This window comes from Streptomyces sp. NPDC050287 (genome assembly GCF_044459385.1).
Taxonomy (GTDB): Bacteria; Actinomycetota; Actinomycetes; order Streptomycetales; family Streptomycetaceae; genus Streptomyces.
In genome coordinates this window covers 27,393-48,348 of record NZ_JBITIY010000020.1, presented here as the reverse complement: position 1 = coordinate 48,348, position 20,956 = coordinate 27,393, and the positions used below count along the sequence as shown (strand labels likewise).

At 70.0% G+C, this 20,956-nt stretch carries 22 protein-coding genes and 2 pseudogenes; 6 read left to right on the top strand and 18 right to left on the bottom strand.

The annotated features are described in order from the left end of the window. Nucleotides 1–16: 16 nt before the first annotated feature. From ACIBK3_RS42215 to ACIBK3_RS42195, 5 genes and pseudogenes are all read left to right on the top strand, one after another. A complete protein-coding gene (locus tag ACIBK3_RS42215) occupies nt 17–1,240 on the top strand; it encodes a cytochrome P450 (RefSeq protein WP_399373573.1) in 1,224 nt (407 codons plus the stop codon). A 346-nt stretch (nt 1,241–1,586) separates the two neighbouring features. Further along, nucleotides 1,587–2,432, top strand: a pseudogene (locus ACIBK3_RS42210) (S-(hydroxymethyl)mycothiol dehydrogenase); the annotation flags it as partial. A 424-nt stretch (nt 2,433–2,856) separates the two neighbouring features. Beyond that, nucleotides 2,857–3,045: a hypothetical protein gene (locus ACIBK3_RS42205; RefSeq protein WP_399373572.1), complete on the top strand. Its 189-nt coding sequence runs from the start codon at nt 2,857–2,859 to the stop codon at nt 3,043–3,045. Nucleotides 3,046–3,062: 17 nt separating this feature from the next. Then, the gene (locus ACIBK3_RS42200; RefSeq protein ID WP_399373571.1) at nt 3,063–3,266 is read left to right on the top strand and encodes a hypothetical protein; all 204 of its coding nucleotides are present in this window, start codon (nt 3,063–3,065) and stop codon (nt 3,264–3,266) included. A gap of 96 nt (nt 3,267–3,362) precedes the next feature. Further along, on the top strand, nt 3,363–3,935 hold the full coding sequence (locus ACIBK3_RS42195; protein WP_399373569.1) for an HAD hydrolase-like protein: 573 nt from the start codon (nt 3,363–3,365) through the stop codon (nt 3,933–3,935). Between the two features lie 16 nt (nt 3,936–3,951). Here the strand turns inward: ACIBK3_RS42195 and ACIBK3_RS42190 are convergent, their stop codons facing one another. From ACIBK3_RS42190 to ACIBK3_RS42170, 5 genes are all read right to left on the bottom strand, one after another. Then, nucleotides 3,952–4,008 carry a hypothetical protein gene (locus ACIBK3_RS42190; protein WP_234360887.1) on the bottom strand — a complete coding sequence of 19 codons (57 nt, stop codon included), beginning with the start codon at nt 4,006–4,008 and terminating at the stop codon, nt 3,952–3,954. Between the two features lie 142 nt (nt 4,009–4,150). Further along, nucleotides 4,151–5,581: a family 43 glycosylhydrolase gene (locus ACIBK3_RS42185; protein WP_399373660.1), complete on the bottom strand. Its 1,431-nt coding sequence runs from the start codon at nt 5,579–5,581 to the stop codon at nt 4,151–4,153. Nucleotides 5,582–5,903: 322 nt separating this feature from the next. Then, entirely contained in the window at nt 5,904–6,152 is a 249-nt protein-coding gene (locus ACIBK3_RS42180; protein WP_399373567.1) for a hypothetical protein, read from the bottom strand. 1,283 nt (nt 6,153–7,435) lie between these two features. Further along, nucleotides 7,436–7,912, bottom strand: coding sequence for a transposase (locus tag ACIBK3_RS42175; protein ID WP_399373565.1), 477 nt, complete (start codon nt 7,910–7,912; stop codon nt 7,436–7,438). Between the two features lie 90 nt (nt 7,913–8,002). Next, nucleotides 8,003–8,218, bottom strand: a complete 216-nt coding sequence (locus tag ACIBK3_RS42170) for a hypothetical protein (protein WP_399373667.1) — start codon at nt 8,216–8,218, stop codon at nt 8,003–8,005. Nucleotides 8,219–8,224: 6 nt separating this feature from the next. On the opposite strand from ACIBK3_RS42170, the pseudogene ACIBK3_RS42165 reads away from it, so the two are divergent. Then, nucleotides 8,225–8,434: pseudogene (locus tag ACIBK3_RS42165) on the top strand (IS982 family transposase); the annotation flags it as partial. 182 nt (nt 8,435–8,616) lie between these two features. Here the strand turns inward: ACIBK3_RS42165 and ACIBK3_RS42160 are convergent. The 13 genes from ACIBK3_RS42160 to ACIBK3_RS42100 all read right to left on the bottom strand — a co-directional run bounded on the left by ACIBK3_RS42160 (nt 8,617) and on the right by ACIBK3_RS42100 (nt 20,931). Continuing rightward, complete coding sequence (locus ACIBK3_RS42160; RefSeq protein WP_399373563.1) at nt 8,617–9,252, bottom strand: MBL fold metallo-hydrolase; 636 nt, start codon at nt 9,250–9,252, stop codon at nt 8,617–8,619. Further along, nucleotides 9,249–10,337: an S-(hydroxymethyl)mycothiol dehydrogenase gene (locus ACIBK3_RS42155; protein WP_399373562.1), complete on the bottom strand. Its 1,089-nt coding sequence runs from the start codon at nt 10,335–10,337 to the stop codon at nt 9,249–9,251. Before ACIBK3_RS42155 ends, ACIBK3_RS42160 begins: the two co-directional genes overlap by 4 nt. Nucleotides 10,338–10,340: 3 nt before the next feature. Beyond that, nucleotides 10,341–11,234, bottom strand: coding sequence for a 3-hydroxybutyryl-CoA dehydrogenase (locus ACIBK3_RS42150; RefSeq protein WP_399373560.1), 894 nt, complete (start codon nt 11,232–11,234; stop codon nt 10,341–10,343). Then, nucleotides 11,231–12,421 (bottom strand): acyl-CoA dehydrogenase family protein, encoded by a 1,191-nt coding sequence (locus ACIBK3_RS42145; protein ID WP_399373558.1) that lies wholly within the window; start codon nt 12,419–12,421, stop codon nt 11,231–11,233. The genes ACIBK3_RS42150 and ACIBK3_RS42145 overlap by 4 nt, the downstream gene beginning before the upstream one ends. Nucleotides 12,422–12,565: 144 nt before the next feature. Further along, nucleotides 12,566–13,684 (bottom strand): alcohol dehydrogenase catalytic domain-containing protein, encoded by a 1,119-nt coding sequence (locus ACIBK3_RS42140; RefSeq protein ID WP_399373557.1) that lies wholly within the window; start codon nt 13,682–13,684, stop codon nt 12,566–12,568. Between the two features lie 198 nt (nt 13,685–13,882). Continuing rightward, entirely contained in the window at nt 13,883–15,373 is a 1,491-nt protein-coding gene (locus ACIBK3_RS42135; protein ID WP_399373555.1) for a class I adenylate-forming enzyme family protein, read from the bottom strand. Then, nucleotides 15,370–16,626, bottom strand: coding sequence for an NAD(P)/FAD-dependent oxidoreductase (locus ACIBK3_RS42130; protein WP_399373553.1), 1,257 nt, complete (start codon nt 16,624–16,626; stop codon nt 15,370–15,372). Before ACIBK3_RS42130 ends, ACIBK3_RS42135 begins: the two co-directional genes overlap by 4 nt. Then, nucleotides 16,623–16,946, bottom strand: a complete 324-nt coding sequence (locus tag ACIBK3_RS42125) for a 2Fe-2S iron-sulfur cluster-binding protein (protein WP_398221154.1) — start codon at nt 16,944–16,946, stop codon at nt 16,623–16,625. The genes ACIBK3_RS42130 and ACIBK3_RS42125 overlap by 4 nt, the downstream gene beginning before the upstream one ends. A gap of 70 nt (nt 16,947–17,016) precedes the next feature. Further along, entirely contained in the window at nt 17,017–18,201 is a 1,185-nt protein-coding gene (locus ACIBK3_RS42120) for a cytochrome P450 (protein WP_399373552.1), read from the bottom strand. Between the two features lie 8 nt (nt 18,202–18,209). Then, a complete protein-coding gene (locus tag ACIBK3_RS42115; RefSeq protein ID WP_399373550.1) occupies nt 18,210–18,740 on the bottom strand; it encodes a cupin domain-containing protein in 531 nt (176 codons plus the stop codon). Between the two features lie 174 nt (nt 18,741–18,914). Continuing rightward, nucleotides 18,915–19,457, bottom strand: a complete 543-nt coding sequence (locus tag ACIBK3_RS42110) for a MarR family winged helix-turn-helix transcriptional regulator (protein WP_399373548.1) — start codon at nt 19,455–19,457, stop codon at nt 18,915–18,917. Between the two features lie 35 nt (nt 19,458–19,492). Next, nucleotides 19,493–20,341, bottom strand: a complete 849-nt coding sequence (locus ACIBK3_RS42105) for a fumarylacetoacetate hydrolase family protein (RefSeq protein ID WP_334450595.1) — start codon at nt 20,339–20,341, stop codon at nt 19,493–19,495. Continuing rightward, nucleotides 20,338–20,931 (bottom strand): carboxymuconolactone decarboxylase family protein, encoded by a 594-nt coding sequence (locus tag ACIBK3_RS42100; protein ID WP_399373546.1) that lies wholly within the window; start codon nt 20,929–20,931, stop codon nt 20,338–20,340. Before ACIBK3_RS42100 ends, ACIBK3_RS42105 begins: the two co-directional genes overlap by 4 nt. Nucleotides 20,932–20,956 lie beyond the last annotated feature (25 nt).

Sequence of the window (20,956 nt, the reverse complement as noted above, 5' to 3'; positions counted from 1 at the left end):
GTCCTTGGGAGCCGCCATGACCACATCCCCGGAAACCTCCGTCGCGCCACCCACCAGTGACGCCGACCCTTTCGCCGCCGAGCACCTGGAACACCCCGAGCCGCTGCACCGCGCGCTGCGCGAGGCGGGCCCGGTCGTCCACCTGACCCGCTACGACGTCCATGCCCTGGCCCGCTACCGCGAAGTGCACGCCGCCCTCGTCGACTGGCAGCACTTCCAGTCCGGAGCAGGCGTCGGACTGGCCAACTTCCACCACGAACAGCCGTGGCGCCCGCCGAGCCTCCTCCTGGAAGCCGATCCGCCGCGACACGACGCCCCGCGCCGCGTCCTGCGAGAGATCCTCGCCCCGCCCGCCCTGCACCGCCTGCGCACCTCCTGGCAGGCTGTCGCCGAGGAACTCGTCGACACCGTCCTGACGGGCAGGGGAGAAGAGTTCGACGCCTTCACGGAACTGGCCACGGCGTTTCCGCTGCGCGTCTTTCCCGACGCCGTCGGCCTGGGCCCGGATGGACGAGACAACCTCCTGCCGTACGGCAACATGGCGTTCAATGCCTTCGGCCCCCGCAACCACCTCGTCGAGGCCGACGCCCACCGAGTAGCCGAACTGTCGGCCTGGGTGAACGCCCAGTGCCGGCGCGAGGCACTGAGCGAGGACGGCTTCGGCGCCCGCATCTGGGCCGCTGCCGACCACGGTGACCTCACCTACGAGCAGGCCCCGCTGGTGGTGCGTTCCCTGCTGACCGCGGGCGTCGACACCACCGTCCATGGCCTGGCGGCGACCCTGTACGCCTTCGCCACGCACCCGGACCAATGGGAGCTGTTGCGGGAACGCCCGGAACTGGCCCGCGTGGCATTCGATGAGGCAGTGCGCTGGCAGTCGCCCGTGCAGACGTTCTTCCGTACGGCCACCGCCGACATCAACGTCTCCGGGACCATAATCCCCGAGGGCACGAAGATCCTGATGCTCCTCGGATCGGCCAACCGTGACCCGGACCGCTGGGACGACCCCGACCGCTTCGACCTGACCCGCGACCCCTCCGGACACGTCGGCTTCGGCATGGGCATCCACCAGTGCGTCGGCCAGCACGTCGCCCGGCTGGAGGCCGAGACGCTGCTGACCGCCTTGGCCCAACGTGTCGATCGGATCGAACTCACCGGCACAGCCCGCCGCCACCTCAACAACACCCTGCGCTCCTGGGCCTCCTTGCCCGTCCGCGCCCACCCCTCCAGCCGGTCGTGACCGACGGCCGCGGTTCGTATCCCCGCTGTCGACTACGACGCGGGGATCCGGACGACCAGCCTCGGCACCGCGCCCGCAGTCGGCCGCATAGGTTCGATCCTCATCCCCGATCTTCGCGGGCAGCACGCTCGGCAACGGCTGGCCCCGCAGAACCTGTACCTGACCGTCGGCGCGATCTTCATCGCCACAGTCGCCCTCTTCCCGCTGCGTCCCGCCGCGGCAGAACAGCCCGAACCTGTCGCCGCGGCCGTCGCCGACCGCGCGCGCTGAATCCCGCACCGGGGAGCCGATCCCCGCGCCATAGCGGGTGTCCGGACACCACGATCGAAACTGGAGGACTCCAGAGATGCCCCAGCAAGTACAAGGTGTCGTCGCCCGGGAGTAGGGCAAGCCGGTCCACGTCGAGTCCATCGTGGTACCGGATCCGGGCCCGGGCGAGGCGGTGGTGCAGGTGCAGGCGTGCGGTGTCTGCCACACCGATCTGCACTACAGGGAAGGCGGAATCGGCAAGGAGTTCCCCTACCTGCTTGGGCACGAGGCCGCGGGCGTGGTGGAGTCCGTCGGGGATGGCGTCACCGAAGTCGCTCCCGGCGACTTCGTGATTCTCAACTGGCGTGCGGTGTGCGGGCAGTGCCGGGCCTGCAAACGCGGGCGGCCATGGTACTGCTTCGCCACCCACAACGCCTCCCAGCCGATGACGCTCACCGACGGCACTCCGCTCTCCCCAGCACTGGGTATCGGAGCCTTCGCTGAGAAGACCCTCGTCGCCGCTGGACAGTGCACCAAGGTCGACGAGGCCGCCTCACCGGCTGCGGCCGGACTGCTGGGCTGTGGAGTGATGGCGGGGATCGGGGCGGCCATCAACACCGGCAATGTGCGCCGGGGTGACACGGTGGCCGTCATCGGCTGCGGCGGCGTCGGTGACGCCGCCATGGTCGGCGCGCGTCTCGCCGGCGCAGCGAAGATCATCGCCGTCGACATTGACGACCGCAAACTCCAGACCGCCCGCAGCATGGGTGCCACACACACCGTGAACTCGCGTAAGACCGACCCCGTCGACGCGATCCGTGAGCTGACCGAGGGCTTCTGAGCCGACGTCGTCATCGAGGCCGTAGGCCGCCCCGAGACGTACCAACAAGCGTTCTACGCCCGCGACCTCACCGGTACCGTCGTCCTCGTCGGCGTACCCACATAGCCCCATCGAGGTCGGCCGCCTGACGACTCCGGTGATTCCTCCTCCTGTTCAGCTCAGGGGAGTTGGGCGTCGTGGAGGCGGGACCGCTCGCTTGACCGGGGGCAGAGCTCACCGGCGTGCGTGAACGGCTCCCAGGTTCGCGCGAAAGGGGAGTGCCGCGGCCGGCCTGTCGCCGGTCGACTGGCAGAGAAGGGCGGCAAGCGCCTCCTGATCTGCGAGTACCAGTGGCCTCTCGTAAGGGCGCTCTGAATATCAAGGGTCGGGGCGGGCTTCACCCACACCCGCACCCGGCCCGGACCGGCAACCCCCGGCCGATCCTGGCGAGCCGGCTGCGCCCCGGCCCCCGGACCAGACAGCGGGGGAGTGGGAAATACCCCGCCTCCCGCCGCACTACGAGCGAGCTGCCCTCGCCGGCGCGGTAGTGCGGGAGAAGCTGCGCACCACCACCGCCACCGCTGTGCGGGGCCGGGCGTATGACGTCGTCGCGCACCAGCAGGCGGCGATGCGCGAGCAGCTGCTCCCGCCGGCGGCCGCCGACCCCGAGCGCGACGACCAGGAGCCGGAGGTCGGAGGGCGGGAGGCGATCGACCTGACGCGCTGCGGGCCTTGAGGGAGTCGCGCACGGACGTGGAAGCCCTCGATCTCACCGCCGAGCGGCTGCGCCACCTCGGGGACGCCTTCACCGCGGCGGCCGACCGGGCCCGCGCCACGATGGACCGCTACGCCCACCGCGACGATGCCGACGACGCGCAGCCGGTGCGCGAGGACGACCAGCGGGCGCACCGTCCGCAGGAGCCTGGACCGCACCGCGGCCGGGAGGCCGGCCACTGAGTGGATCCGAGGCCGCGCATCCGATGCCGTGGTGCGCACCGACGATGCCCGGCGGCCGCACCGGTGCGCACCGCCCACCGAGTGGACGCGCGCCGGATGGACGGTGGTGCGCACGGGTGGACGCGGTGCGCACCGGGTGGGTGCGGACCACCGCACCGGGCTGTCCGGCCCGTCGCCGGGGCCCGTGAGGCGGTCGGTCTGCTGCGGCTGCACGGCATCAGCACCGGGTTCGTCACCGAACAGCCCGGTGTGGCACGCGGAGTGCTCACCGATGCCGAGGGCCCCCTGTCGACCGGCGGGTCGACGACCTGCTCGGCCCGTTCGACTGTGGGGGTGTGCCCGCACGCCCCCGCCGACGGCTGCCACTGCCGGCCACCCGAACCGGGACTGATCCTGTGGGCGGTGGGAGGGGTGTGCACGGCCCCGTCGGACTGCGTCGTCGTCAGTGACCTCGGAGCGCACGTCGAAGCCGCCCGCAGGGCGGGCGGCCTCGGCATCCTCGTCTCCTCCGACCGGACCCGGCCGGAGGAGACGGCATGGGCGGACCATGTGGCCCCGGACGTCCTGCCCGCCGTACGCGCGGTACTGAACGGCCCTCCCCAGGGCCGCGTCCTGGTCGACGAGCGCCTCATAGAGGACGTCTTCGACACCGGTCCGCGGCCCCGGTGAGAGCCGCCCGTCCTGGCTACTGGGCGTAGAACGTGGCGTCCGCCTTGTCGGTGGCCGTGCTCGGCGTCTGCACGTACACGACGTAGTTGACATGGCGGACGTAGCGGCCGGGGGGAGCCGTACGACTCGTAGGAGACGCCGGCCGAGTCGGACAGACCCCCCCGCTTGTAGAACGGATGAAGCGGTCCGCAAAGATCACGGGGTGTGCAGGGAGGTCAGGTCGTGGGGACGAGGCGCCACTGCTGGCAGTTGTTGTTCAGCCAGGTCCACAGCCGTACGTCGGTCCCGTCGGCGGTGCCGCAGTTGGCCACGTCGGCGACCTTGCCGCTGTTCTCGTTGACGATCCGCACGTAGTCGCCGGTGGCCGTGTAGACCAGTCGGAACTTCTGGCAGTTGTTGTTCAGCCAGGACCACTGCTTGATGTCCGTGCCGTCGGTCGTGGTGCAGTTCGCGGTGTCCGCGACCTTGCCGGTCGCGACGTTGACCAGCCGGCTGGTGTCGTCGCCGAGGTCCTCGACGCGCCACTTCTGGTTGGCGCCGCCGTGGCAGCTCCACTGGAAGATGTTGGCGCCGTCCAAGGTGCTGCCGCCCTCGACGTCCAGGCACTTGCCGCTGTTGCGGTTCACCAGGGTGTACGCGGTCGGGGTCGTCGCCGTCTCGCCCGACGGGCCGGGCAGCGTGGTGCCGAGCGCGACCGGGGTGCCGAAGTTCGGCGTGCCGTCCGCGTTCCAGGTGAACTTCTGCGCCCGCGTCGTACGTTCGTTGCCGCAGCCGCTGCTCGCGGAGTTGTTGGCGTGGTAGACGATCCAGTTCTCGGTGCCGTCCGGCGAGGAGAAGAAGCCGTTGTGGCCGGGGCCGTAGACACTCGCCGCGTCGTTGCGCTGGAAGACCGGCGTGGACTTCTTCGTCCAGGAAGCGGGGTTCAGCGGGTCGGTACCGGTCAGTTCCAGCTGGCCCAGCTTGTAGTCCGGGGTCATGCAGTAGCTGGCGGAGAAGGTGAGGAAGGTGCGGCCGTCGTGGTAGAGCGGCTCGGGTCCCTCGTTGACCGCGGCCCCCGAGGTCTCCCAGCTCGCGGTGGGGCTGGAGATGACGGTGAAGGTGCTGCTGGCCAGCGTGTACGGGTTGCTCATCGGCGCGATGACCAGGCTCTGCGGACTGCCGTTGATGTAGCCGCTGCCGATCAGGTACAGCCTGTTGTTGTTCTGCAGGACGGTGGCGTCGATGAGCCAGCCGCCGGAGCTGAGGTTGGAGCCGCTGAGCTGGTTCTTGTACGTGTACGGGCCCATCGGGTCGGTGCCGGCGCTCTCCAGGACGTGGGTGCGCTGGGAGTCGCAGCAGGCGACACCGCTCTGCGCCGCGGAGTAGTACAGGTACCAGTGGCCGTCGAAGAAGTGGATCTCGGGTGCCCAGATGTTGGTGTTGCGGGTGGGGGTGGTGTCGCTCCAGATCTGGACGCTGGCGGCGGTGGAGAGTCCGGCCAGGGTCGGCGACTTCCGCATGGTCAGCACACCGGTGAAGGACGTGGTGACCAGGTAGTAGTTGCCGTTGTAGTACTCGAGCCAGGGGTCGGCGCCCTTCTGCGACTTGATCGGGTTGGTGTACGGGCGGCCCTCGGCGGCGGTGGCCGGGGTCGTCGCCGACACCATGGCGATCAGTACGGCGAGCACGCACAGGATCAGGGATCTGTGGCGTCTGGCGGGGGGCTGCTCTGACATCTTCGGCATGCGGGACCGTCCCTGTCCGTAATTTCGAACGTAGTTCGTGAATTCGGTCAGAAGATAAGCGGGGGCCATGGTTCCGTCAACGCTTTCGTCACACGCGCTTTACCTGCGTGAATCCGTCCCACGTACCAGGCCGCGACGGAGCCGCCCACCGGCCGGCTCTCACGGCAGCCTGACAAAACGGTCCGGCGCGTTCTTCAAGCCCCAGTTTCAAGGCGGGAGTTGAAGGGGTGCGTGCAAGAGGCGTTCATCGACGCTCCTCGAGTACGCCCGCGCCGCGGCTGCCGCGATCCGGGCCCGGGTCGCCGCCGTGGCCGATGTCGCCCTGGCGGCCGTCGACGTCGCCGCGACCGTGTTCGTGATGAACGAAGGGGGCCGCTTCCACCGTCGGCACCTGCTCGCCGAAGCCCGCCGCCACCTCGCCCTCGTCCTGCGCGGCCGCCGCCGCGCCCCCGGACTGGACGACAGAATCGTGGCCGCCGCCATCTCCACCCACTGCTTGGACATCAGCGAACCGAAGACCGTGCGCGGCCGACGGGAGGCGGCGAGAACGGGTTGCACTCTCACCCCGGCGAGTCAATTTGGATGGTACTGGCGGGCTCTGTGCGGTTCTACGCTGAAAAGTCCAGGCTTATCGCCGACCTCGGACCGGGCGGCGGTGTCATGATTCCTTCAGGTGCGACGTACCGATTCCAGTGCAGCCAGGATAGCGAAGTCGTCCGGTTCGCGGGCCCGCCACCGCCGCCAAGAGCGCAAGCTTAGAGCGTTCTTCGTCCGCGAAGCGGATTTGAAGGCCGGGGATCGGGGCGATCAGAGCTGACGAGTCCTCAGCGCAATATCCGCTCATTGCGCGGATCTCTTCTTGCTGGTGAGTTGTTGTGGGACGGTGTTGGTGTCGGCGGTAGTGGGTTGTCGGTGCGCCTTGGTTCCCGTCGGCTCATTGTCTCATCCGCGCTGGACCCGTCGGGTGTCCAACCCGCTGCTGCAACGGCGAGGAAGGGACACGATGAGTGTCGGACGACCGCGCCCTGTTGGTCGGGTGGGGGCCGGCATCGATGGGGCCGGCGCCGATCAAGCCGTGGCCGGCGTTCATGACGACGGTGTTCAAGGGCGACCGTTTCACCGTTGAGTATCGGGTCGGCGATCTTGGCTGCCTCACTGTGCGACTTCGACGAGCGGGTGCCGAGCAATTGTCGTACCTGAAGGGGCGGAGTATGCCAAGCGGGGTATTTTCGCTGGTTGTTGGTGGTTGTGGGCAGCATCGGTCGCCTCGCCGTCGGTGGGTGGTGACGGGGAGAGGGTAGTGCTGCTCGTCGGGCATGCGGTTGTGGGGGTCGCTGCTTTCCAGCTCTTGATGGGGTTCGGCAGGGCCGTGCTCGGCTGCCGGTCATTCCTTCGCGGCGCGAGGCCGCATGGAGCGGTGCGACGTGCGGCAGGCGGGGTCGATCACAACCGTGATCACGCCGCGCAGGGGGTCAGGCAATTGCCTGCCCGCGCGCCTGCCGCGTCCGAGGTGCTCACGCCGGCACTGTCGACTTGTGTGGTTGATAGGGTAGTTGGGGCAGGCTGGGGTGGTCTCGTGTGGCCGGTGTTGTGCCCGGACCGGGGGTCCGACAGGCCGCTGCGACAGGCGCCTGCCGTGCCCATCGGGACGCTGACGCCCGCAGCGTGTTGGTTGTGTGTCAACGCCACGGGAGTGCCATGATTTACCGTTCGTGACACTCCCGTCGAAGGTGCCACGGGTCGTGGAGAAGGAGATGGCGATCCACGATGTCGCCATCACGCATCCGGAGCGGGTGCGGGGTGCCCAGGGCGGCAGTCACCGCGGGAGTCGGGCAGCCTCCTGGTGCTGTTACCCGTGCAGGGCATGCCCGTAGCGGAGATCGCCGAGGTGTCGTTCACCAGCGCGGTCCGGGTCGGGAATGTGATCCATGACTTCTCGGCGGACGGCCTTTCGTAGTCGTTACGTCGGTGTGCTCGGGGTCGTTTGGACGTGCCCAGTGGTGCGGTTCGGCTGTGTCGGCTCGTGAACTGCTCGAACGGTGTGACGGCGGCCCGGGTCAGGAGTGAGCGCTCGCCCGCGTCGGTCTCTGCCTGCTTCATCCAGTCACGCGCCGCGGTCTCGGTCGGATCGAAGTCCTTGGCGATCTGGCCGAGCGAGTGGTCACCGCGTCGGCACTGCTCAACGATCTCGGCCTGGAACTCCGGCGTGAACGAGCGGCGAGGGCGAGGCTTGTTCTTCCGCATGCTGTCCATGAGGGAATACCCCTCCCGGGGCTGAACTCCTGATCTCGGATGTCCGTCCGAGCGGATCAAGCCCGCGGCGCCGGTGAACCGCGCAGTTGTTCAGGCGTCCTGTGCGGGCACGGTGTCATCGCCGGCTGCGGGACGGCCGCCGATCAGCACCAGCCGTACCAGCTCGGCGTCCAGGAGGGCCAGTGCCTGGGCTATGGGGGGGCGCAGCAGCACCAGATCGGCGGGCGCCCCCGGGTGGATCCGCTGGGGCGAGTCGCCCGGCCGCCGGGCTGGTGGGGGGGCGGCGCGTTTGGCTGCGGCCCACATGCGCTCGCCACCCCGGTCGGCTGCGGATGCTCCCGCGAGACGGCCAGACGATCAGACCTGGCGGGCTGGGCCCAGTACGGCTACTGCGCGTCGCACTCACGGTACTTCTGGGGACTGCGGCTGCACCTGGTGTGTACCCCCGGCGGGCTGCCGATCCTGTTCGCCCTCACCGGGGCGAAGGCCGACGAGCGCGAGACACTGCGCGACATGCTCGACACCGCACCCGATGCCCAAGCAGCCCGCCCCGGGCAGACGGGGTTCGGATACGGTTCGGATCTTGCTCACGGTGCCCCTCGGCAGACGCCAGCGGGATGAAGGAACCGGCTTCACCGCCGTATCGGCGCATCGACGAAGTGAGCCCCCAGTACGCCCTGCCGCCCCGGGGGCGAACCCGACCGTCAGTGACCGCGCTCGATCCACGCGTCGAGATGCGGCGCCTCGGTGCCGATCGTGGTGTCGTCCCCATGTCCGGTACGCACCGTGGTTTCGGGCGGCAGCGTCAGCAGACGGTCGCGGATCGAGCGGATGATCGTCGGGAAGTGCGAGTACGAACGTCCCGTGGCCCCCGGCCCGCCCTGGAACAAGGTGTCTCCGGTGAAAACCGTGGCCAGTTCCTCGGCGTAGAGACACACCGCGCCTTGAGTGTGCCCGGGGGTGTGCAGGACCGTCAGTTCCGTCCCGGCGACGGTGAGTCGGCGGCCGTCCGAGAGGTAGCCGTCGGGATCCCGGTCGGGATGCGTGTGTTTCCACAACAGACGGTCGTCCAGGTGCAGGAGGATCGGCGCACCGGTGCGGTCGGCCAGTGACGGCGCGGCGTCGATGTGGTCGTTGTGGGCGTGGGTGCACACGATGGCCGTAAGGCGACGGTCGCCGACCGCCTCGGCGATGGCGTCGGCGTCGTGGGCCGCGTCGACGACCAGTGCCTCGTGATCGTCACCCACGATCCAGACGTTGTTGTCGACGTCCCATGTCCCGCCGTCCAGTGAGAAGGTCCCGGCGGTGACGACCCGCTCGACACGTACGGCCCCGCTCACAGCATCACGACCGAGCGCAGGACGTCGCCGTGGTGCATCCGCTCGAAGGCCTTCTCCACGTCGTCGAGTTGGATGGTCTCGGTCACGAACGCCTCCAGGTTCAGGCGGCCCTGCAGGTGCAGGTCGATGAGCATCGGGAAGTCGCGGGAGGGCAGGCAGTCGCCGTACCAGGAGGACTTCAGGTCGCCGCCCCGTCCGAAGACGTCCAGGAGGGGGAGTTCGAGCTTCATCTCCGGGGTGGGTACGCCGACGAGGACGACCGTGCCGGCGAGGTCGCGGGCGTAGAAGGCCTGCCGGTACGTCTCCGGGCGCCCGACCGCCTCGATGACGACATCCGCGCCGAAGCCGCCGGTCAGCTCGCGGATCGCCTCGACGGGGTCGGTCTGCTGGGAGTTGACGGTGTGGGTGGCGCCCACGGTGCGGGCTGTGGCCAGCTTGCGGTCGTCGATGTCGACGGCGATGATCTTCGCTGCCCCGGCCAGGTTCGCCCCTGCAATCGCCGCGTCCCCTACACCGCCGCAGCCGATCACCGCGACCGTGTCGCCCCGGCCGACGTTACCGGTGTTGATCGCGGCACCGATCCCGGCCATCACGCCGCAGCCCAGCAGTCCGGCGACCTGCGGGGCGACCGACGGGTCGACCTTGGTGCACTGCCCGGCCGCGACCAGTGTCTTGTCCGCGAAGGCGCCGATACCGAGTGCCGGGGAGAGTTCCTGGCCGGTCGAGGCCCAGGTCATCTTCTGCGTGGCGTTGCGCGTGTTGAAGCAGTACCAGGGCCGGCCGCGCAGACAGGCCCGGCAATTCCCGCACACCGCACGCCAGTTCAGGATGACGAAGTCCCCGGGCTCAACGTCGGTGACCCCCTCGCCGACCGACTCCACCACGCCCGCCGCCTCGTGGCCCAGCAGGAACGGGAAGTCGTGGCTGATGCCGCCCTGCTTGTAGTGCAGGTCGGTGTGACACACCCCGCACGCCTGCACCTGCACCACGGCCTCGCCCGGGCCCGGATCGGGCACCACGATCGTCTCCACCCGCACCGGCAGGTCCTTGCCCGCCGCGATCACACCGCGTACTTCCTGCGCCATGGGTCAACTGCCTTTCTGGGATTCCGAGTAGTCGTGGAAGCCGCGCCCCGACTTCCGTCCGAGCAGCCCGGCCTCCACCATGCGCAACAGCAGCGGAGGTGGGGCGTGCAAGGGCTCCTTGAAGTCGGCGTACATCGCGTCGGCGATCGCTGCGAGGGTGTCCAGGCCGATCAGGTCGGCCAGGCTTAGCGGGCCCAGGGGGTGGGCGCAGCCGAGGACCATGCCGTTGTCGATGTCCTGAGCTGAGGCGAAGCCGGACTCCAGCATCCGGATCGCGGAGAGCAGGTACGGCACCAGCAGGGCGTTCACCACGAAGCCCGCCCGGTCCTGGGAGCGGATCACTTGCTTGCCGAGCGTGCCGGTTACGAACTCCTCTGCCTGGGACTGGGTTTGAGGGCTTGTCAGCAGGGACGGCACGATCTCCACGAGGCCGAGGACCGGGACCGGATTGAAGAAGTGCACCCCGATCACCTGGTGCGGGCGCGTGGTGGCCATGCCCAGTTTCATGATGGGCAGCGAGGATGTGTTCGTCGCGAGCAGCGCGTCCTCGCGTACGACGATGTGATCGAGGGTTGCAAACAGGTCGAGCTTCACTGCCTCGTCCTCCGTCGCCGCCTCCACCACCAGGTCCCGGTCGGACAGGTCCACGAGGTCGGAGGTGACCCGCACCCTGTCCAGTGCGGCGTCGCGCTCCTCACCGGTGAGCTTGCCGCGCCGTACGCCCCGGTCGAGCGAGGCGGTGATCCGGGACCGACCGGCCTTCGCCGCGCCCTCGTTCACCTCGTGCACCACGACGTCCAGCCCGGCCCGGGCGCAGACCTCGGCGATGCCCGCGCCCATCAGTCCGCAGCCGACGACGCCGACCCGGCGCACGTCCGCGCCCGGGCCAGCGCTCACCGGAAGGCCGCCTGCCCCGTCAGGGCCTGGCCGACCATCAGCGTGTGCATCTCGACGGTGCCCTCGTAGGTGAGGATCGACTCGAGGTTGTTGGCGTGCCGGATCACCGGGTACTCCAGCGAGATGCCGTTTGCGCCCATGATGGTGCGGGCGGTGCGGCAGATCTCCAGCGCGCTGCGGGTGTTGTTGAGCTTGCCGAAGCTGACCTGCTCGGGGCGCAGCCCGCGGTCGTCCTTGGCGCGGCCGAGGTGGAAGGCGAGCAGTGTGCCCTTGGCCAGCTCGATGGCCATGTCGGTCAGCTTGGCCTGCGTCAGCTGGAAGCCGCTGATCGGGCGGTCGAACTGAACTCGGTCGCCCGCGTAGGCGAGTGCCGCTCGGAACGACGAGCGGGCGGCGCCCATGGCGCCCCAGGCGATGCCGTACCGGGCCTCGTTGAGGCAGGACAGCGGGCCCTTCAGGCCCCGTACCTCCGGTAGCACGGCGCTCCCGGGCAGCCGTACGGAGTCCAGGACCAGCTCGCTCGTCACCGACGCCCGCAGCGACATCTTGTGCTTGATGGCCGGAGCCGAGAAACCGGGGGTGTCGGTGGGCACCACGAAACCGCGGATGCCGTCGTCGGTGCGGGCCCAGACCACGGCGACGTCGGCGACCGACCCGTTGGTGATCCACATCTTGCGGCCGTCGAGGATCCAGTCGTCGCCGTCGCGGCGGGCGGCGGTGCGCATGCTGCCGGGGTCGGAGCCGGAGTCGGGTTCGGTGAGTCCGAAGCAGCCGATGGCGGTGCCGGCGGCGAGGCGAGGCAGCCACCCCTCCTTGTGCTCCTCGGAACCGAACGCCCAGATCGCGTACATGGCGAGCGAACCCTGGACCGAGACGAGGGAGCGCAGACCGGAGTCGGTCGCCTCCAGTTCGAGACAGGCGAGTCCGTAGTCGACAGCGCTCATCCCGGCGCAGCCGTAACCCTCCAAGTGCATGCCCAGCAGGCCCAGTTCGCCGAGTTCCTTGGTGAGCCCACGGATGTCCTCGACCGCGCCCTGCTCGAACCACTCGGCGATGTGCGGTTCCACGCGCCGGTCGCAGAAGGTGCGGACGGCGTCGCGCACGGCACGCTCGTCCGCGGTCAGCAGGCTGTCGATCTCCAGAAGGTCGAGGGGGTCGGCCGGACGGCCGGAGTTCTGCGCGTGCATCGGGGCTCCAAAGCGAAGAGAAGCGAGGAGAAGGAGGAAAGATGAGAGGAGATGAGAGGAGAGCAGAGGTAAAGGGGGATGGGGAGGGGGAGGGGGGCCGCCGGTCCTGAGGGGGAGTTGGCCGACGGCCCCCGGCCATAGGGATCAGGACGTCGCTGTCGGGCTGATGATGAAGTTGCTGAAGCCGCCGTTGCGCTCCGCGATGCCGCTGATGGCCTCGTTGACCTGGTCCAGCGGGAAGACCTGGTGCTCCAGGGGGCTCAGGTCGAGCAGGCCCGCCTCGACCATGTCGGCCATGGTCTGGCCCTCGCCGGAGGTGAACCAGGCCGAGCCGATGAGCCGTAGCTGCTGGTCCATCATGCGGTGGATGTCGATGGGCAGGTCACCGGCGACGGCGCCGATGTTCACCGCGATGCCGCCGCGCGCCATGGCCCGCATACCGGCCAGGAACGTTTCGTGCGGGGCGCCCGGGCCGAGGGCGTCGATGTAGATGTCGATGCCGTAGTTGTCGGTCTCCTGGTGGATCCAGTTGTCCAGCGGGCCGTCGTTGAGGGAGTGCAGGTGCAGTCGGCCGCCGCCCAGTTTGTCGACCTGGTCGAGCAGGCCCTGGTCGCGGCCTGTGCCGTAGACCTGAGTCAGGCCCATGGCGGGCGCGAGCAGCGCGGCGCCGATGCCGAGGGTGCCGCTGATGCCGTTGACCAGGACCGACTTGCCCGGACCGGCACCGGCCTTGCGGAGGGCGGAGTACATGGTGCCGAGGTAGCCGAAGCGGGCGGCGGCGTTGAAGGACAGGTTGTCGGGGAGCTTCACCAGGGAGTACGCCGGGGCGACCATGTACTCGGCGAGGCCGCCCTGGTAGCGGTCGAGGAGGCCGATCGCGGTGGGGGAGAAGCCGAAGTACCCGGCGAAGGCGTAACTGGCGCAGTTGATCGAGTCCTCGTTGCGGCAGGACCGACAGGCCCCGCAGCTGCGGCCCGGGTTGACGTACACCCGGTCGCCGACCTTCCAGCCCTGGACGCCCGCGCCGACCGCCTCGACCACACCTGCCGGGTCGAGTCCGAAGGTCGCCGGGAGCGTGGGCAGGGGGCTGTGCGGGAACCACGTGGTCCACATGCTCAGGATGTTGGCAAGGTTCGGGACGATGTTGACGGCGTGCACGGCCACCCGGACGTCGCCGGGGCCCGGCTCGGGAACGGGGACTTCCTCGATCAGCATGGGCTCGCCGACTTGGTGCATCCGCGCGGCTTGCATGGTCGCACTCATGGCCACTCCTTTGTGGTGTGGAGATGTCGCCGGTGGAGCCGGCCCCCATCTCATGGGTCGGAAATGGATGTGGGGTTCGGGATGTGCGTGGGGCTCTCTGGGGTGTGGAGCTCTGGGAGATGCGGTTCTGCGGTGTTGATGCCGGCCGTCGAACCGCACCACCGGTGCCCTCTGTACGGCGACGCCGCTTTCGTGGTCTCAGTCGTCCAGCAGTGTCGTCAGCCGCTGCCGCTGGAGTTTCCCGGTCGCCCCTCGGGGCAGTGCCGGGACGACGCTGAGGCGGCGGGGCCACTTGTGGCGGGCCAGCCGTCCGTCGAGGTGTGCGCGGACGTCGTCGAGCGTCGGTTCGCAGGAGTCGGAGACGAGGAACGCGGTCACGACCTCGCCCCACACCTCGTCCGGCGTCCCGGACACCGCGACCTCGACCACGCCCGGAAGGTCGGCCAGCGCGTTCTCGACCTCGGTGGGGTCGACGTTCTCGCCGCCGGTGATGATCGTGTCCTTGACCCGGCCGACGACCTCCAGCCGGCCCTCGGCGTCGAACCGTCCTCGGTCGCCGCTGTGGAACCAGCCATCGGCGTCGGTGGCGGGCCGCGGCCCGGTCGCCGTCCAGTAGTGCGAGGCGACCGACGGCCCGCGCACCCAGATCTCACCGGCGACACCCGCCGGGGTGGGGGCCCCCGTCCCGTCCACGACCAGCAGCTCGACATGGGGCACGGCACGCCCCGCGGCGGCGGCGGCCGTCTCGAGCGGCGAGTACGTCACCCCGGCACAGGTCTCCGTCAGCCCGTAGGAGTCGGCGACCCCGATGCCGCGCTCATGGAGCTGTGCCCGGGTCGCCGTCTGGGACGGTGCCCCGCCCGACAGGATCCAGCGAAGGGTGTCCAGGTCACCGCTGGTGAAGCGGGGGTGCCGGGCCAGCAGCGCGGCCATGGCGGGCACCGCGAACGCGCAGGTCACCCGGTGGTCGCGGACCAGGTCGGTGAACAGGTCCGGGTCGAACTTCGGCGCCAGCACCACCGTCCCGCGCCGCGCCCATGTGTACTGCGGAAGCCCTCCTAGTACGGCCACGTGCGCCAGCGGGGTGGAGACGAGGGCGACGTCGTCCTCGCCGACCGGCAGCAGGGACAGGCCGTTGACCATGCTCCAGTGCAGGTTGTCGTGCGTGAGCGCGACCCCTTTGGGGCGGCCGGAGGTCCCGGACGTGAACGCGATGATCGCGGCATCGGACCCGGCGGGCGGCTCGGGATCGGCGGCCGGCGCCGACGCCTCGTCGCCGGGGTGCAGATCGTCCCACGTCAGCCGGAAGCACGTACCTCCGCCATCGCCCGGCCCCGCGCTCAGGAACCGCTCGTCACCGACCACCGCACGCGGCGCGGTCTCCTCGCGGAACACCGCCAGCTCGCCGCCGCTCACCTGAGGGTGGACCGGTACGAGGACCGCGCCCATCCGCGTCACCGCGAACAGCGTGATCAGCGCCTCGGGCCGGGCCGCCCCCTGCATGACGACCCGGTCGCCCCTGCGCACCCCGAACTTGTCGAGACGGGCGACCGTGCGCCGCACCGCCAGGTCGAGTTGGGCATAGGTCCAGGACCTGTCGGCGAAGGCCAGGGCGGTCCGCGAGCCGGCCTCGGCCGCGCCCGTCACGAGGTGGGCGCCGAACCACACCTCGGCGGAGTCTCCGGTCATGCGCGCACCTCCTTGGTACGTCGGGCGCGGGCGAGGGCGCCGAGGGTGGACCCCGCGAGGTCGGTGGGAGAGACGGGCATGTCCTGCTGGAGCAGCCGACGGGCCGCCAGATGCTCGGCGGGCCAGTTCAGTGTCTCCACGGCCACCAGCCGCGCGTCGCGGAAGGCGTACACGGCCAGCCGTTCCGGGGTGTCACTGTCACCGGGCACCACCCGCACGTCGTCGGTGCTCGCCCGCAACCCCGCGATCTGGAGCTTCACCGGACCCTGGTCGCTCCAGAACCACGGCAGACTCTCGTACGGCCCGGCGGCGACCCCGGCGATACGGCGGCCGACCAGCGCCCCCTGGTCGATGGCGTTCTGCACGGACTCCAGCCGGATGAGCCCGTCCGCGTGCGGATGCGGATGCCGGGCGCAGTCGCCCACGGCAAAGACCCGGGGATCGGAGACCGAGCGCAGTTGCTCGTCCACGATCACCCCGTCGTCGACCGCCAGACCCGCCTCGCGGGCCAGTTCGTCCCTGGGCGTGGCCCCGATGCCGTAGACCACGAGGTCGGCGGGGAGCGGGCCCTGGCCGGTGACGACCTGGTGGACCTGCCCGCCCTTGCCCTCGATCCGCTCGACGGCCGTTCCGGTGAGGATACGGATGCCGTCGCGCTCGTGCCGCTCCCGCAGATGTTCCTGGAGTTGAGGTGAGACGGCCCGGCTGAGCAGCCGGTCGGCCAGTTCGACCACCGTCACGCGTGCTCCGCGTGCCCGGGCGACCTGGGCCAGTTCCAGTCCTATGAACCCGCCGCCCACGACCACGACGTCACGGGCCGTCGTGAGCGCCCGGCCGATCGTGAGGGCGTCGTCGAGGGAGCGCAGCGCGTGGATGCCCGCCAACTCGGCGCCGGGGACGGGCAGCGGACGGTTGCGTGCGCCGGTCGCCAGGACGAGGTGCTCGTACGGGACGCGCTCGCCCCAGCCGGTGGTCACCGCGCAGGCAGCCGTGTCGAGGGCGGCGACGTACTCGCCGAGCCGCAGATCGATGTCCCGCTCGCGGTAGAAGGACTCGGGCACCAGGTCGACGTCCGGGCCCTCCGGTTCGGTGTGGGCCTTCTTGGACAGCGGAGGCCGCTGGTACGGCAGCCGGGGCTCGTCGGCGAAGACGGTGACCGGGCCCTCGTACCCGGCGCCGCGCAGGGCCTGGACGACACTGAACCCGGCCTGCCCGCCCCCGACGACGACCACGCCCGCTCCGGCGGCGCTCATACCTGCTCCTCGGGGATGTGGACCACCAGCCCGTCGAGCGCGTCGGAGACCTGGACCTGGCAGCTGAGCCGGCTGGTGGGCCGGCGTTCGGCGGCGGTGAAGTCCAGCATCTCGTCCTCGACGTCGTTCGGCGGACCCACCCGTTCGCCGTGCCGTTCGTCGACGTAGACGTGGCAGGTGGCGCAGGAGGCGTTTCCTCCGCACTCCGCGACGATGCCGTCGACGCCGTTTGACACGGCCGCCTGCATGAGCACCGTCCCGGAATCGGCGGTGACCTTGCGTTGGGTGCCGTCGGGCAGCTCGAAGATGACGATGGGCATGAAGTCCTCCCGGTGGGGACGGCTCGATTGGCGCCGCAGGGCTCACAGGGGCCACAGGGCCCGGCGGGGCTCAGGCTTGCCAGGTGACGTTCAGCGAGGTGAGTCCCCGGAACACCCAGCCCTCCATCCGGTCGTCCGCGCCCTCGACGAGGCGGAGTCCCTTGAGGCGGCTGAAGACGAGGGGCCAGGCGAGCGCGCTGACCTCGTGGCGGGCGACCCACGCGCCCATGCAGAAGTGCGGTCCGCCGCCGAAGGCGAGATGCGGCCGGTGCGGCCGGTCGATGTCGAACTCGTCGGCTCGTTCGAAGACCGACTCGTCCCGGTTCCCCGAGGCGATGACGAGGGCCACGCGGCTCCCGGCGGGGAGCGCGACGCCCGCGATCTCGTAGTCCTGGGTGAGCTGGCGAGGATACATGCCGATCGGCGAGATCCAGCGCGCGGTCTCCTCGAAGACCCGCTTCCACAGCCCGGGATCGGCCACGACCCGGTCCCGTACGTCCGGGCGTCGCAGCAGTGCCTGGGCACCGACCCCGAAGACGTCGCGCGGTTCGTTGACGCCGCCGCCGATGATGACCTTGATGTTGTTCTGGATCTCGGTCAGCTCGACCGGATCGGCCGCGTGGACCATGGAGGAGATCACCGAGCCGTCGGGCTCGCGGCGGGCGGCCTCGGCCATCTCGGCCACCGCGTCCTCGATGGCACGGGTGGCCTGCTCGGCACGCAACCAGATGTCGGGGTCGTCGGCGTAGTTGCCGTTCGCCGCCATCATCGACCGCGACCAGTCGGAGATGTCGTCGGCGCTCGCGTTGCGCAGCCCCAGGACCACGGCCAGGTTGGCCGCCGCGAGCGGCTCGGCGAAGTCGCCGATCAGGTCGCCCTCGCCGCGCCCGGCGATCCGGTCGAGCAGTTCGTGCGCGTTGCGTTCGAAGGTCCCGGCCCACAGGTCGCGGACCTGGCGGGGGCGGCTCGGCGGCTCGGCCGCGGCCCGCAGCCTCCGGTGCTGCGGGTCGTCCTCACGAAGCAGATTGGGGCCGACGGTGCGCAGCAGCAGCGAGCCCTCCTCGCGCGAGCTGAACACCTCCGGCAGCTTCTCCGCGTGGACGATGTCCTCGTACCGAGTCAGGAGATGCCGTCCGACCGACGGCACCCATGCCAGCGGTGCGGTGCGGCGCAGCTCCGCGTAGGCCGGGTACGGGTCGTCGCGCAACTCGGCGAGATCGAGCTCGACGACGGGCGCACCCGGGGCAGCGGCCATCAGCGTGCTCACGCGGTGCCGCCGGCGCCGATCAGGACGAAGAAGACCGTGGCGGGCTCGGTGCCGGGGTTGCGCCAGGCGTGCCGGGTGGCGTTCTGCACGACCAGGTCGCCGGGCCCCAGCGCGGCGACCTCGCCGCCGTCGAGGTCGAGGACGATCTCGCCGCTCAGGACAACGCCGTAGTCCACGGTGGGCGTGGTGTGCATGCCCGGGTTGTCGGGTTCGAACAGCTCCGCAAGACCCGGGGTGGCCTCCAGCTGCTCGTCGGCGGCGGCCGCCGGGTCCCAGGCCGGGTCGGCGTAGACACTGGCCGGCGGGAAGGTGACGGTCAGGGCTATCGTCTCGCCGGGGGCGGGCACGAACGACTTCACGGACTCCGTCGGGTCGGCCGACGGAACGGCGGGCGCCGCCGTGTTCCACACCAGGGACCGGGCGAAGCCGGGGGTGTGGGTGAACTGACGGGTGCGCGGCGGCTCGCCGTCACTGATGATCACGGGCTTGCCGCTCGGGCTGACACCGGTGACGACACGACGGACCATGATTCTCTCCTTCGAGAAGCCATGCTGAGGAAACGACTGGGACGTTAGAGATGCGACAGTAAGAGTTCTGATGATTTTGGGGATGTCGTAACCAGCACGTGGACTGGCGTCTGCGTGCGGTCGGTGTGCCGGGGTTCGCGTGGGGTTCGGGTGCGAGTGGTCAGTATGTGGCGGTCAGTCTGCGGCCGGGGTCTCCTGATTGACCAGGGTTCGCAGCAGGTGAACCAGCTCACTGAGCTGGTCGTCGCGCAGGACGGCGGTCCACGCCCGTTCCCGCAGAGTCTGGGCCTCGATGGCCTTCCGTAGCGTCTCGCGGCCCTCGTCGGTGAGCTCGACGATCAGCTGGCGGCGGTCGGTCTCCACGCGACGGCGGGTGACGAGGCCGCGGTTCTCCAGGGTCGTCAGCGCGCTGGAGATGCTGGCGCGCGTGGACCCGGAGACCCGGCCGATGTCCTGCTGGGCGAGCCCGTCGTAGGCCCACAGGGCGTTCAGGATGCGGAATCCCGCCCAGGTCAGGCCGAGCGGCCGGTGGACGTGCTTCTCGAAGTCCTTCGTCAGCCGGGCCTCGAGCCGGGTGAGGTCGGTGACCATCTCGATCGCGTCGAGATCCCGGGGATCGGTCGTACCCAGCTCGCGATGGTGGTGGCGCAGCAGCTCCGAGAACTCCCGGGTCCGGCGCAGCCTCGCGACTTCCGCTTCTCCTGCGGTGTCCGTCACGATCTCCCGTCCTCTCTGGTCCGACCGGACCGCAGTCAGCCGCCGACGACCGGGTTGACCATAGTGCCCACGCCCGTGACCTCGGTCCGCAGGACCTTACCCTCGGTCAGGTACAGCCGAGGAGTGCGGCGGACACCGCAGCCGGCCGGGGTGCCGGTGAAGATCAGGTCGCCGGGCTCGAACGTCACCCGCTTCGACAGCCAGGCGATCAGCTCGGGCACGCTGAAGATGAGGTCCGAGGTCCGGCCCCGCTGCACCTCCAGGTCGTCGACCCACCCGGCCACCTCGATGTCGTTCGGGTCCTCGAACTCGTCGAGTGTCACCAGGAACGGGCCGATCGGGCTGAAGGTGTCGTACGACTTCGGCAGCGTGAACTGGTTGATGGGCTTGCGCCACTGCTCCTTGCGGTCGCTGATGTCCTGACCTGCCGTGACACCCGCCACGTAGGACCAGGCGTCGGTCTCGGAGATGTTCTTGCCGGCCTTCCCCATGACCACCACGAGCTCCGCCTCGTAGTCCACCTTGTCGTACTGCGGCTCCACCACGACGGAGTCGTACGGACCGACCACGGACGAGGCGAACTTGGCGAACACCGACGGCTCGTCCGGGACGGGCAGGTTGGACTCCTCGGCGTGCGCCCGGTAGTTCAGGGCCACGCCGATCGCCTTGTAGGGCTTGGCGACCCGGCCCAGGTCAGGCTGCTCGAACGGCTTCCAGTCCGCCTCTTCGGCCCGCTCCGCGAGGGCGCGCAGCTCGTCGTGGAGCGAGAGGTCGGAGAGCACCTCGAGGCGCGGCTCGATCGCTCCCTTGCTGGCGTCCGCGATGTCGAGGGCGAGGTCGTCGCGGACTACGACCGGGCGGCCGGCGAGATTGGCGAGCTTCATGCAGCTTCTTCCTTCTTCTCGGTCGGTTCGGGCAGGGGCAGTGCGAGGTCGCTCTCGACCTGGACCCCGAGGGTGTTGATGACGGTGGCGATGGTCAGGTACTGGCCGACGGTGTAGAGGACGTCGATGACCTGCTCGATGCTCAGGTGGGCGGTCAGTCGGGCCCACAGCTCGTCGTCCACGCCCTGGCGGTCCAGGAGCGAGTCGGTGGCGATGAGCAGCACCCGGTCCAGCTCGTCCAGTCCGTCCCAGTCGCCGGTCGCCGCGGCGAGGATCGTTTCGTCGGCCAGCCCCGCCCGGCGGGCGATGCGGACGTGCTGGTCCCACTCGTACGCGGCCTGCGCCCGGGCGGCGATCCGCAGGATCATCAGCTCCCGGGACGTCAGCGGCAGGGTGTTCTTGCCCAGCACGTGGTTGCCGAAGACGATGAAGCGGCGCAGCGCGTCCTCGTGGTGGGCCAGGGTGGCCCAGATCGTGTAGATCCGCCCGTCCTGATCGCGGTAGGGCGCCAGCGACGCCAGTGTCTTCTCGTGCAGCTCGCCCTCGTCGACGGGCTGCAGGCGGGCCTTCTCGGGTACTGCTCCCGACATCGGAGACCTCCTCGGCTCGATGGCG

Excerpts from the sequence above, each read along its gene's own strand:
- ACIBK3_RS42215 (WP_399373573.1), top strand. The coding sequence starts at position 17 with ATGACCACATCCCCGGAAACCTCCGTCGCGCCACCCACCAGTGACGCC.
- ACIBK3_RS42195 (WP_399373569.1), top strand. The coding sequence starts at position 3,363 with ATGGACGGTGGTGCGCACGGGTGGACGCGGTGCGCACCGGGTGGGTGC.
- ACIBK3_RS42185 (WP_399373660.1), bottom strand. The coding sequence starts at position 5,581 with ATGGTGTCGGCGACGACCCCGGCCACCGCCGCCGAGGGCCGCCCGTAC.
- ACIBK3_RS42175 (WP_399373565.1), bottom strand. The coding sequence starts at position 7,912 with ATGGACAGCATGCGGAAGAACAAGCCTCGCCCTCGCCGCTCGTTCACG.
- ACIBK3_RS42170 (WP_399373667.1), bottom strand. The coding sequence starts at position 8,218 with ATGTGGGCCGCAGCCAAACGCGCCGCCCCCCCACCAGCCCGGCGGCCG.
- ACIBK3_RS42155 (WP_399373562.1), bottom strand. The coding sequence starts at position 10,337 with ATGGCGCAGGAAGTACGCGGTGTGATCGCGGCGGGCAAGGACCTGCCG.
- ACIBK3_RS42145 (WP_399373558.1), bottom strand. The coding sequence starts at position 12,421 with ATGCACGCGCAGAACTCCGGCCGTCCGGCCGACCCCCTCGACCTTCTG.
- ACIBK3_RS42140 (WP_399373557.1), bottom strand. The coding sequence starts at position 13,684 with ATGAGTGCGACCATGCAAGCCGCGCGGATGCACCAAGTCGGCGAGCCC.
- ACIBK3_RS42135 (WP_399373555.1), bottom strand. The coding sequence starts at position 15,373 with ATGACCGGAGACTCCGCCGAGGTGTGGTTCGGCGCCCACCTCGTGACG.
- ACIBK3_RS42130 (WP_399373553.1), bottom strand. The coding sequence starts at position 16,626 with ATGAGCGCCGCCGGAGCGGGCGTGGTCGTCGTCGGGGGCGGGCAGGCC.
- ACIBK3_RS42125 (WP_398221154.1), bottom strand. The coding sequence starts at position 16,946 with ATGCCCATCGTCATCTTCGAGCTGCCCGACGGCACCCAACGCAAGGTC.
- ACIBK3_RS42120 (WP_399373552.1), bottom strand. The coding sequence starts at position 18,201 with ATGGCCGCTGCCCCGGGTGCGCCCGTCGTCGAGCTCGATCTCGCCGAG.
- ACIBK3_RS42115 (WP_399373550.1), bottom strand. The coding sequence starts at position 18,740 with ATGGTCCGTCGTGTCGTCACCGGTGTCAGCCCGAGCGGCAAGCCCGTG.
- ACIBK3_RS42105 (WP_334450595.1), bottom strand. The coding sequence starts at position 20,341 with ATGAAGCTCGCCAATCTCGCCGGCCGCCCGGTCGTAGTCCGCGACGAC.
- ACIBK3_RS42100 (WP_399373546.1), bottom strand. The coding sequence starts at position 20,931 with ATGTCGGGAGCAGTACCCGAGAAGGCCCGCCTGCAGCCCGTCGACGAG.